Origin of the sequence: Marasmitruncus massiliensis (assembly GCF_900186535.1) — a bacterium.
Lineage (GTDB): Bacteria > Bacillota > Clostridia > Oscillospirales > Ruminococcaceae > Anaerotruncus > Anaerotruncus massiliensis_A.
In genome coordinates, this window is sequence record NZ_FYDE01000004.1 from 799,929 (window position 1) to 811,782 (window position 11,854).

The 11,854-nt window shown below is 50.3% G+C and carries 11 protein-coding genes; 10 read left to right on the forward strand and 1 reads right to left on the reverse strand.

The annotated features are described in order from the left end of the window. The first annotated feature begins 97 nt into the window (after positions 1–97). The 10 genes from C1A10_RS07725 to C1A10_RS07770 all read left to right on the forward strand — a co-directional run bounded on the left by C1A10_RS07725 (position 98) and on the right by C1A10_RS07770 (position 11,170). Positions 98–1,039, forward strand: a complete 942-nt coding sequence (locus tag C1A10_RS07725) for a LysR family transcriptional regulator (protein ID WP_101909698.1) — start codon at positions 98–100, stop codon at positions 1,037–1,039. Between the two features lie 256 nt (positions 1,040–1,295). After that, entirely contained in the window at positions 1,296–1,595 is a 300-nt protein-coding gene (gene citD, locus C1A10_RS07730; RefSeq protein ID WP_101909699.1) for a citrate lyase acyl carrier protein, read from the forward strand. Beyond that, the gene (citE, locus tag C1A10_RS07735; protein ID WP_101909700.1) at positions 1,592–2,470 is read left to right on the forward strand and encodes a citrate (pro-3S)-lyase subunit beta; all 879 of its coding nucleotides are present in this window, start codon (positions 1,592–1,594) and stop codon (positions 2,468–2,470) included. The genes citD and citE overlap by 4 nt, the downstream gene beginning before the upstream one ends. A 13-nt stretch (positions 2,471–2,483) precedes the next feature. Further along, complete coding sequence (gene citF, locus C1A10_RS07740; protein ID WP_101909701.1) at positions 2,484–4,019, forward strand: citrate lyase subunit alpha; 1,536 nt, start codon at positions 2,484–2,486, stop codon at positions 4,017–4,019. A gap of 19 nt (positions 4,020–4,038) precedes the next feature. Further along, positions 4,039–5,025: a [citrate (pro-3S)-lyase] ligase gene (gene citC, locus C1A10_RS07745; RefSeq protein ID WP_101909702.1), complete on the forward strand. Its 987-nt coding sequence runs from the start codon at positions 4,039–4,041 to the stop codon at positions 5,023–5,025. After that, entirely contained in the window at positions 5,022–6,407 is a 1,386-nt protein-coding gene (citX, locus tag C1A10_RS07750; RefSeq protein WP_101909703.1) for a citrate lyase holo-[acyl-carrier protein] synthase, read from the forward strand. Before citC ends, citX begins: the two co-directional genes overlap by 4 nt. A gap of 208 nt (positions 6,408–6,615) precedes the next feature. Further along, positions 6,616–7,794 carry a MalY/PatB family protein gene (locus C1A10_RS07755; RefSeq protein WP_101909704.1) on the forward strand — a complete coding sequence of 393 codons (1,179 nt, stop codon included), beginning with the start codon at positions 6,616–6,618 and terminating at the stop codon, positions 7,792–7,794. Between the two features lie 73 nt (positions 7,795–7,867). After that, the gene (locus C1A10_RS07760) at positions 7,868–8,968 is read left to right on the forward strand and encodes a tripartite tricarboxylate transporter substrate binding protein (RefSeq protein ID WP_242968868.1); all 1,101 of its coding nucleotides are present in this window, start codon (positions 7,868–7,870) and stop codon (positions 8,966–8,968) included. Positions 8,969–9,050: 82 nt separating this feature from the next. Next, a complete protein-coding gene (locus C1A10_RS07765; protein WP_101909705.1) occupies positions 9,051–9,488 on the forward strand; it encodes a tripartite tricarboxylate transporter TctB family protein in 438 nt (145 codons plus the stop codon). A 158-nt stretch (positions 9,489–9,646) separates the two neighbouring features. Beyond that, positions 9,647–11,170, forward strand: a complete 1,524-nt coding sequence (locus tag C1A10_RS07770) for a tripartite tricarboxylate transporter permease (protein ID WP_101909706.1) — start codon at positions 9,647–9,649, stop codon at positions 11,168–11,170. 199 nt (positions 11,171–11,369) lie between these two features. Here the strand turns inward: C1A10_RS07770 and C1A10_RS07775 are convergent, their stop codons facing one another. Further along, positions 11,370–11,762 carry a winged helix-turn-helix transcriptional regulator gene (locus C1A10_RS07775; RefSeq protein ID WP_101909795.1) on the reverse strand — a complete coding sequence of 131 codons (393 nt, stop codon included), beginning with the start codon at positions 11,760–11,762 and terminating at the stop codon, positions 11,370–11,372. Between the last annotated feature and the right edge of the window lie 92 nt (positions 11,763–11,854).

The window sequence follows — 11,854 nt, forward strand, 5'->3', positions numbered from 1 at the left end:
TTATTGGTTTTTCCTATGGTTCTGGTTGCTAAGAAAGAAAACGGTATGCTATAATAAAAACAAAAAACATTGATTTAAAAGAAAAGCGGTGTGAATTATGAACCTGAGCATGCGGGAAATTCAATATGTCCTGACCATTGCGGAGGAAGGGAATATCACAAAAGCGGCCCAAAAGCTTTATATTGCGCAACCGTCGCTCAGCCAGGCATTGAAAAAGATTGAGGAGGAAGTGAGCGTTCCACTTTTCTGCCGTGTGAAAAACCGCATGCAGCTGACACAGTCAGGAGAGCTTTTTGTAGAAACCGGTTCAAAAATTATGAAAGCCATGCGCGACCTGGAAAATAATATTCTTGATGTCGAGCAACTCAGGGGAGGACATCTTTCGCTGGGGATGCCATACCATTTGGGCGCGGTTTTCGTACCGGCGGCAATCACACGTTATAAGGCGCTTTATCCGGACATTAAGCTGCAACTTTATGAATCCAATTCTCATGATCTGGAGAATATGGTGCTCAACGGGACCATTGATCTTGCGATTATGCCGCTTCCGGCTGAAAATCCAGGACTCTATACGAAGACATTTTTTGCCGGCAGAATGGTACTTCTGGTTTCTCAGAACCATCCGCTGACGAATCTGGCTTATGTCAAGGAGGATGGAAAGCCCTATTTTGATCTTCGCAATGCGGATGGGCAGGAGTTTATCATCGGGAACCAGGGACAGTATATCCGGAAAACCGCAGAAGCAATCTTCCGAAAGGCGGGGATCACGCCGCGTATTGCTCTGCAGTCCAAAAACATTGAGACCATTCAGCGGATTGCAGCTACCGGGGTTGGAATTGCCCTTGTCCCCGAGGTTTATCTTCCGAAAGATCCCATGGAGCTCTCGGCAAATTCTTATTATCTGGAGCCGGAACAGGATGTCCCGTGGCAGATCGGAACCGCCTATCTGAATACCGGGTATCTTTCCTCCTCCGCCCTACGGTTTCTGGAGATATTGGATAACCTTTACTCCAATCTGGCAGAGTCACATCTGGGATGAAAACGGAGAGGGGACCTCACAACTGCTTCAACATGGAATGTAAATAAAAAAACAAAGGTACGCTTCTGATTATTCAGAAGCGTACCTTTGTTTTGTCCTGCGTGCAAAGAAGCGTAGGAATGCGAAATAGGAAAATCCTATAAAATTCATAACAAATATCAATTTGACATATGTATAACGCCCAACTAGAATGAATCTAGAACAGCCCCGGCAAGCCGGAAATAGAGATAAATTGCAGAAAGAGATGATCTGTCGCATGAAAATCCAAAAAACTGCGGTGGCGGGAACCATGGAATCAAGCGATATCATGGTGACCATTGCGCCGAATGAAGGAAATGGGATGGAAATTGATCTGGACAGCACAGTTGAAAAACAGTATGGAAAGATCATTCGCAGAACGATCGAGGAAACGCTGAAAGAACTGAAGGTTCATGACGCACGGGTCCACGCGGTGGATAAGGGGGCATTGGACTGCGCGATTCAAGCGCGCGTAAAAACAGCGGCTTATCGTGCCAGCGGTGAACAATCCTATCAGTGGGGAGGCGAGGCAAAATGAAAAGGCTCCGCAGAACCATGCTGTTTGTGCCCGGCAACAATCCCGGCATGATCAAAGACGCCGGGATTTACGAACAGGACAGTATTATGTTTGATCTGGAGGATTCTGTTTCGGTGGCGGAAAAAGATGCCGCCCGTTTTCTGGTTTACCAGACACTCAGCACGATTGACTATAATGGAAAAGAGTTGGTTGTGCGTATTAATGACCCGACTACAAAATGCGGTATTGATGACCTTGAATCAATTGTCCGAACACAGAAGGCGATCATCCGCCTCCCCAAAACAGAAAGCGCGCAGGATGTGCTGATCTGCGAATACGAAATAGAACGTATCGAAAGGGAAAACGGCATCAAAGTCGGCTCTACAGGCATGATGGCGGCAATTGAAAGCGCGGCGGGCGTGCTGAACGCAAAGGAGATCGCATTTTCCAGTAAGCGGCTGGTCGGTATCGCGTTGGGCGCGGAGGACTATGTGACAGACCTGAAAACCAAACGTTCACCAGAAGGTGTTGAACTTCTGTTCGGTCGCAGCATGATTCTGCTTGCGGCGAGAGCTGCGGGGATTGATGCGATTGACACAGTTTACAGCGATGTCAACAACGAAGAGGGTTTCCGGAAAGAAGTCGAACTGATTCATCAGCTCGGATTTGACGGAAAATCAATCATCAATCCACGCCAAATCAAAACGGTTCACGAAATCTATACGCCGTCCCGGAAAGACATTGAAAAGGCGCTGGATATTATGGATGCGATTGAAGAGGCACACCGTAAAGGTTCGGGTGTGATCGCGCTCAACGGCAAAATGATTGACAAACCGGTTGTGGCCCGTGCTCAGCGCACGCTTGACCTCGCACGCGCTGTGGGCGTATTGAAATAGGGAGGGAACACAGGTGCGCATACAGTTAGAAGAAATCCCTCATTTGGAGGAACTTGGGAATGTGAGCCGGGTTTTCGACCCGGATAGTTTTACAAAAAACTCCCGCACGTTGGCGGAACGCGAAAAGCTGAACAATAAAATCGTGCCAAGTCTTGAGGATGCCATTCGTCTGACCGGACTGAAAGATGGCATGACGGTCTCTTTCCACCACCATTTCCGCAACGGGGATTATATTGTCAATATAGTCATGGATAAATTGGCGGAGATGGGCTTTCATGATCTGGCGCTGGCTGCATCGTCTCTGACCGACTGCCACGCGCCGCTGATTAAGCATATTAAAAGCGGTGTGATCAGAAGAATTGAAACCAGCGGTCTGCGCGGAGAACTGGCCAATGAAATTTCTCACGGACTGATGGACATTCCGGTAGTGTTCCGGAGCCACGGGGGACGCGCTTACGCGATTGAAACAGGGGAACTCCCGATCGATGTGGCGTTTTTGGGGGCGCCGTCCTGTGACCCTTACGGCAACGCAAACGGATACAGCCGTGATGTGGACGGCGGGGTCATGTGCGGTTCCATGGGCTATGCCAAATGTGACGCGCAGTATGCAAAGAAAACCGTAATTCTAACCAACCATATCGTTTCTTATCCGAACGCGCCGTTCGGTATCCCGGAATCGGATGTGGACTATATCGTTGAAGTCCCTGAAATCGGGAACCCGGATGGGATTATGTCGGGGGCGACCCGGTTTACGAAAAACCCAAAGGAACTGATGATTGCAGAAACGGCTGCAAACGTGATCGAGGCAAGCGGACGGTTCAAGGATGGATTCTCCATTCAGATGGGGTCCGGGGGGGCCTCTCTGGCGGTTGCCCGGTTCCTACGGGAAAAAATGCTGCGGGACCAGATCAAGGCAAGCTTTGCGTTAGGCGGTATTACCGGCTCGATTGTTGACCTCCATGAGGAAGGGTTGATCAGCAAAATCCTGGACGTCCAGTCCTTTGACCTGCGGACCGCCGAATCACTGAAAAATAACCGGTTCCATCAGCAGATATCCGCTTCCTACTATGCCAGCCCTTCCAATGAGGGAACGGCGGTGAACCAGCTGGATTTAGTGGTGCTTTCGGCGCTGGAAGTCGACTGCGGTTACAACGTCAATGTGCTGACCGGGTCGGATGGTGTCATCCGCGGCGCGATCGGCGGGCACCCGGATACCGCTTACGGCGCGTCTGTGGCGATTGTCGTCTGCCCGCTTACACGCGGGCGTATCCCCTGCGTCGTAAAACATGTCAACACCATTGTAACACCCGGCAAGGTCGTGGACGTAATTGTGACCGATCAGGGCGTTGCGGTCAATCCCCGCCGGAAAAACCTGCTGAAAAAAATTCAGGATGCGGGGATTCCGCTCTGCACCATTGAAGAGCTTCAGCAAAAGGCGGAACATATTGTTGGAAGCCCTGATCCGATCGAATATACCGACCGGGTGGTGGGGGTCGTGACCTATCGTGACGGCTCTGTAATCGACTTGATCCGGCAGGTGAAGGACTGAGGAAAGAAAAGGCGGCGGTATGATGTATGTGGAATATGGCAGCCCGCTGAATGGTCGCCGCCTTTTGGAAACGGTGGCGTTTCTGAACCGCAGCGGACTGGATTGTGAGATGGGAATCGAATTTTCCGTGAACTTGCTGGAGGACGGGAAAATTGTCGCCTCCGGTTCCATGCAGGACAATGTACTGAAATGCATTGCAGTTTCTAAGGACTGTCAGGGGGAAGGGCTTGCTGCGAAAATAGTCAGTGAACTGAAACTGGAAGCGGCGCTGCAGGGGAAAACACATTTATTCCTGTATACGAAACCGGAGAACAGGAGCCTGTTCGATGCGCTGGGTTTTTACAAAGTGGCGCAGACAGAGCATATTCTGCTGATGGAGGACCTTAAAAACGGCGTAGCGCAGTTTGTATCAAAAATCCCAAAGGCAAAAGCACAACCCGTCGGGGCGATTGTCATGAACTGCAATCCATTTACGAACGGGCATCTCGATCTGATTGCGAACGCGGCGGCGGAATGCGGATTTCTTTATATTTTTGTGGTATCGGAAGAAAAAAGCTTTTTTTCTGCGCAGGACAGGCTGAGGCTGGTAAAGGAAGGGACGGCGCATCTGCCGAATGTGGCCGTGCAGCCGACCGGAGAGTATCTGATTTCGTCGGCTACTTTCCCAGTTTATTTTATCAAAGAAAAAGACCGTGCCGCGGAGTTTAACAGCGCGCTCGATCTGACGGTTTTTGCGGAATGCTTTGCCGGACCGCTTGGCATCACCCGGCGTTATGTTGGGTGCGAGCCTTTCTGCCCGGTGACCCGCCGCTATAACCGGCAGATGCAGCGCCTTTTGCCGGAGCATGGAATCACGGTTATTGAGCGTCCGCGATTCTCAATCGGCGGCGAGGCGGTAAGTGCAAGCCGTGTGCGGCGGCTTTTTGCCGAAGGGCGTTTTGAGGAACTGCGGCCGCTGGTGCCGGAAGTGACCTATTGGTATTTAATGGAGGTGTCCGCAAAATGAGCATTTCCGCCATTTCGGCAAGTGAACAGGTCTCCCTGGAAGAAATGCTGGCGGCAAGGGAACACCGTGTGGACAGACAGCGGGGACTGCTTGCTTGTTTTCCTGGCCCGCTGATTTGTTTCAGTTTAAATATCGCCGGCCCATATAAAGCCTTTCCGCTGGCACGGAAAGCGTTTGAGGAAGGATGCGGGATGATCCTTTCCGAACTGAATCGAAGGCGGATTTCTGTGGATGTTTCGGAAACAGAACACCTGAAAACAGGGGATTGTGCTTACTTTGCCGTCCCTTATGACCCGCTGGCGGTCAAACGCATGCTTTGTGATATAGAAGAAAGCTGTGCGCTTGGCCGTCTTTTTGATATGGATTTGATAGGCCCGGATGGAATCAAGATTTCCAGGAAAGAGCTTGACCTGCCGGAGAGGGCATGCTTGATCTGCGGCAACCCCTCAAGCGGCTGTGCCCGCAGCCGCAGGCATCCCGTGGAGGAACTCCAGCGGCGCTCGGTGGAATTGATACAGGATTATTTCTTTACGAAATATGCGGATGAACTGTCTTCCGCTGCGGTCAAAGCACTGCTATACGAGGTTTCCGTTACGCCCAAGCCCGGGCTGGTCGACCGCGCGGGCAACGGCGCACACGATGACATGGACTTCTTTACCTTTCTTGACAGCGTGTCTGCGCTGGCACCGCAGTTTCGCTCGTTTGTCTTGCTGGGATGCAGGAACCATGCCTTGTCCCCGGAAGCATTGTTCCGGAAAGCCCAATATCAGGGGCGCCTTGCGGAAGATGCGATGTTTGCGGCAACCAATGGGGTGAATACCCATAAAGGCCTTATATTTTCACTGGGACTGCTTTGCGCGGCGGCGGGCTGGCTTTATGCGGAAGAGCTGGAAAAACAGAAAACAGCATGCGACGGGCAGGATACGCGCCGGCAGATTCTCGAACGCTGCGCCAAACTGGCAGCGTTTTCACTGCCCGATCTGGAATCATCCAAAGGGCGTAATCCTCAAACGCATGGGGAGCAGGTTTTTCGTGACTACGGCGTGCATGGAGTCAGGCAACAGGCTGCCGCCGGATTTCCGGACGCCGTTAAACTCGCGCTGCCTCTGCTTGAACATGATCGTCCGGATTATACCGGCTGCCTCGCATTGCTTCATCTGATTTCAACCGTTCAGGATACCAACGTGATACATCGGAGAGGCAAAGATGGGCTGGACGCTGTGAAAAACCGTGCAAAAGAACTGCTGAGCAGGATCAACCCGGATAATTACCTGTGGGAACTTGAAAAGATGGATCGGGATTTTAAAGAACTTTGGGTCAGTCCCGGCGGTTCGGCCGACCTGTTGGCGATATCTTTTTTTCTTTGCTTTCTTCCTGATTAAATGCTTACGACGTTGGCAAGGGCATGTGTCATGTCATAGCATTTAGAATCAGAGTTATAGGTTTTGCCTATATTTTACATTAAAACAATCAATTTTACACATGGATTGTTATATGCTACAATCTGTAAAATGATAAGTTTAAAAAACTTGATAAATATTACTAGAACGCTTTGCTGAATTACAGTATTTTACAAAAGGAGGATCATGCATGAAATATAATTTTGATGAAATTGTGGAAAGGCGGAATACAGAAAGCTCCAAATGGGACAATGTCGGTGCGCGGGTGGGAAATCCGGACGCACTTCCCATGTGGGTTGCCGATACTGATTTCCGCTGCCCACAGCCGGTGGTTGATGCGGTGAAAGCCAGGGCGGAGCATATGATTTACGGCTATCCCTATGTGACGCCGGAATTTCGCACGGCTACCGTAAACTGGGTAAAAAAGCGCCACGGCTGGGAAATGGATCCCGACTGGGTAATGTTTGCGACGGGAATTGTACCCGTTTTCAATACCATGGTGCAGGCCTTTACCGAGCCGGGTGATGAAGTGATCATCCAACGCCCGGTTTATCATCCGTTCGGGTTTGCAGTCGAGGACAATGACCGCGTCATCAGCGACAGCAGCCTCGTTTACCGGGACGGGCAGTATACCATAGACTTTGAGGATTTAGAACGCCGGGCATCCAGCCCCAAGGCGAAACTGTTTTTCCTCTGTAACCCACACAACCCGGTTGGGCGTGTCTGGACGCCGGAAGAACTGCGCCGCATAGCGGATATCTGTTTGAAGCATCACGTTCTTGTGATCAGTGACGAAATCCACTCCGACCTGATACTTTTCGGGCACCGTCATATACCGGTGGCATCTTTGGACGAACGGTACCGGATGAACACCGTTACCTGCTATGCGCCGTCCAAAACTTTCAATATCGCGGGCCTGCGGGGCTCCGGAATCGTGGTTCCAAATCCCGAAATTCGCAAAAAGCTGGAACAGCAGTTCAAGCGCAACCGCAGCATCCAGCAGAATGTGTTTGCCGTACCGGCTTATGTTGCGGCTTATGAACAGTGTGAGGATTATCTGGAACAGCTTCTGCTTTATCTGGAAAGCAATGTGGATTTCCTGGATGAATTCCTCCGGACGAAAATGCCGAAGATTAAGCTGGTTCGGCCGGAAGCAACCTATCTGATGTGGCTGGACTGTTCCGAAACCGGGATGTCCGGGGATAGCCTGGCAAACTTCTTTATTCATGAATCCAAAGTGGCTGTCAGCCGCGGTGATGGCTTTGGCCCCGAGGGTGCGGAGTTTGTCCGCTTAAATATCGGATGCCCGCGTGCAACCCTGGAAAAAGGGCTTGGGCAGATTCTGGAACAGTACCGCAAGCGTTTCTAAGTAGTTTATTGGCCCGAAGATGACCGTTTTCCGGGCCTTAAATAAACAGAACTGTAAGGAGGTTTCTATTATCATGAGAAAAATGATTGCATTGGTCTGTGCGTTAGGTCTGGCAGTTTCAGCCGCTGGATGCAGCGGATCGCCCGCGGCAGCCGGCTCCGCCCCGGCTTCTTCTTCCCAAGTTCCGTCAGAGTCGGCGTCGGAAGCCGTATCTTCGGCACCCTCCGCTGCCGCTTCTTCCGAGGCTTCTTTGCCGGCTGAGGTGGCAAATGTGCCTGCTCCCGCGGATTTCCCGAAAAAGGACATTAAATTTATTGTCCCGTTTGCGGCAGGCGGCGGCACGGACACGATGGCACGCATGGTTGCCAGCGCGGCAGGCAAGGATTATTTCAATGGGCATTCCCTTATAGTTGAGAACATGGGCGGCGGCGGCGCCGTGATCGGACAGACTTATGTAGCAAAGACAGCCCCCGCCGACGGGTACACCGTGATGGTTTATACCAGTTCCGTCATCAATAACGCGCTGTTAAAGGATGTTACTTATTCTTATGAGGACTTTAAGCCGATTATCGGATGCAACCCGGATGCGGAGATTATCGCCGTCCCAACTAGCTCGCCATATAAAACGCTGAAAGACCTTATCGAGGCCGCAAGGACAACAACCATTAAGGTCGCGACCCCGGGGCACTCCTCCGGACACCATATCCGCGCTTTGAACATGGCTCGTCTCATGGGCTTGAACTTTGAATATATTCATAACGACAGCGCGGCAATGCAGCTTTCCCAACTGATGGGCGGCCATTGCGATGTTGCGTTTATGACTGTTTCCGAGGCAGCGGGCACCATCTTGGACGGACAGGCTGTCGGACTCGGCGTAATGGCTGTTGAAAGAGACCCTGCCCTGCCGGATGTTCCCACATTTATGGAAGAAGGCTATGAAGGCTGGGTTGACGGAGCTAACAGAGGCATTGCGTGCAGCAAGGATGTTCCGGACGACATTTACCAGTACCTTGTTTCTGAATTCCACAAAATTTGTACTTCGGATGCTTATGTGGACGCGATGACAAAATCCGGAATTACCCCCGGCGCTGAGACTCCGGAGGAATATCAGGATTATATTGATTTCACGGTTGACGGAATCAAAGCGCTGAAACCTCAGCTGCAGAATTCTTAATACGGGAATTTCAATTTGGAAAGCCGGAGCCGGTTTTGGAAATTAGGCCGGTTCCGGATCTTTCCGCTCAGGAGGTGCAAAGTTGAACAGAAGTAAACTGATCAATCTGACAATGCCTGCGTTTTTCGTTGGCTTCTTTGTCTGGGTCATCCTGTCCACAATGAGTATGGAAAAATCCGAGGCTATTTTTCCAAGGATGATTGGGGTATTCTCACTGGCTGTATCGTTTTTTCAGCTCTATTCCGATTTAAAAAAAGCAGATCATAAGGATAAGTTCCAGAACAGCAATGTTTTAAAGGTGCTGGAGGCGACTGCCGTCCTGTTTATCTATATTCTGCTGATGAAAAAAATCGGGTGTCTCATTGATACCGTCTTGCTGTCTTTCTATACCATGTATGCGCTTGGCTATCGTAAGTTGAAGGTTGCTGTGCCGGTTTCGGTTTTGCTGACTTTGGTTGTGTTTCTGGTATTCAAACTTCTGCTTCGTGTTCCCTTACCGATGCTGTTTTTTGACTTTTGACAGATAGCTGAGGTATGTAAAATAGTGCATTGCTTTCAATGAAGAGAGCCGGTTCCCAAGGTGATATCTGACAGAGTATTACGCCGGGGCTGGTCTCTTCATTTTTAAAGCAATTCCTGTTTCCTGTTACTGATTCTATAAGAAGGAGACTGAGTCATATGGAGAATATCCTGATTGGACTTCAGCAGTTTTTTAATCCTATGGTATTCCTTGCCTTAATGGGGGGGACTCTGCTGGGATTGATTGTCGGCGCGCTTCCCGGCCTGAACGACAGCATCACCATTGCCGTATTGATCCCGGTGACCTTTGGTATGGATCCTCATGTGGCGCTTTCCCTGCTGGTGGGCATCTACTGTGCATCCGCCTGCGGCGGCTCCATTCCGGCAGTTTTGCTTGAGATCCCCGGGACGGCGTCTGCTATGGTCACCGCGTGGGACGGTTATCCTATGACCCTCAAAGGCAAAAGCAAGCAGGCGCTCAGCCTGTGCATGACAAGCTCTTTTTTCGGCGGCATCAGCAGTGCCCTTGTATTGCTGTTTTTTGCCCCGATTCTGGCAAAATGGGCGCTGAAATTCGGCCCTCCGGAATATTTTATGCTGGCAATACTCGGCATGAGCACAGTCATCGGAATGGCAGGCAAAAACATCGCCAAGAACTTCCTGTCGATGTGCCTCGGCTTATGGATTGCCTGTATCGGCATGAGCCCTACCACGGGAATGGCACGTTATACGTTTGGGACGGCGAGCCTGATGGACGGAATCCCGCTGATCCCGCGTATGATCGGCCTGTTCGGTATTTATTCCCTGCTCAAGATGTATGATGCCGTAGGCAAGAAAAAAACGGATGCCGCAATCGCGTCCGAAAACGCGGTCGCCTCTTCGGAGGACAGGATTGCGCTGCCCGGCTTGTCAATGTGTAAGCGGTTGCTCCCGACCTGGCTGAAGTCCAGTTTTATAGGAAATGTGCTTGGTATTATTCCCGGTGCCGGCATGACGATGGCGATTTTCCTGGCGTATGACCAGGCCAAAAAATCCAACCCCAAGTTGGAGTTCGGCACCGGAGTCCCGGAAGGTGTTGCGGCTCCGGAATCTGCGAACAACGCCGTGGTGGCAAGTTCAATGGTGCCGCTTCTTTCACTGGGAATTCCGGGCAACGGAACCTCCGCCCTGTTCCTTGGTGCGCTGACCATTCAGGGACTGCGCACAGGCCCGACTCTGTTTAATGACTACCCCGACATGGCTTATATGATTATCATAGGATTTATTCTGGCAAATCTCGCAATGCTGCCGATGAGTCTCGTATTCTGTAAATATCTGGCATCCAAGGTGCTGAAACTGAACCCGCAGGTATTGGCCGCTGGTGTGGTCATACTTTGCGTAACGGGAGCCTATTCCTATATGAACAATCTTTTCCATATCGGCGTTATGGTTGTTTTCGGCCTGATAGGTTACTTATTCTGGAAGTTCGGTCTTCCTCAGGCGCCGCTGATTCTTTCTTCCATTCTTGGAAGCATGATGGAAAGCAACTGGGTATCCAGTATGGTCTATGCGAACAATTCTCCCATTGTATTTATTCAACGCCCTATCAGTCTGGTGTTAGTCATCCTCTCCGCGCTGTTCCTTTTGTGGCCTCTGGTTCAGCGCCTGAAAAAAAGATTGATGAGCGTCCCCCAGGCGGTTTGAGAAAATCTGCTGCAACGGATGCGGACTACGCCGCTGCTATAGGGTTGATCCCCTCAGAGCAGACAAAAACTCTTGAAATTGTATCATGAAACCCCATTCACTAAAATATGGGCAAAGAATAAAAAAATGCGTCCAGTATACTGGGCGCGTTTTTTATAATTCAGCATTGTCTGAAAATATGTAAAAATGAATCGGCTAACTATTCCTGCTGTTTGCCGCTTTGGCGGGCCAATTCCGCATAATACTGCATATTGGCCTTTCCCCAGTCAAACATGGCATCAACAATCGGGATGAGTGTTTTCCCCAGATCGGTAAGCAGGTACTCCACTTTCGGAGGGATTTCCGGATAAATATTCCGATAAATAATACCATCCTGTTCGAGTTCCCGGAGCTGTTTGGTCAAAATACGGTTGCTGATATTTTTAAAAAGGCGAAATAATTCTCCATACCGGTGAGCGCCCTCATGCCCCAAGTGCCATAGAATGACAATTTTCCATTTTCCGCTCAAAATGGAAAGGGTAAGCTCCTTCTCACAATTAAATTCTCCGTTCAGAAGTCGTTTTTGCAGGTCTTGCCTTAGCGTAGTGACCAACAATGCCACCTCTTTTCCGTATTTTTGTAATATTTGACAATTCCAGTATAGCAGATAATAGGACAAAGTAAAGATATTTTCCATTTTTTGTT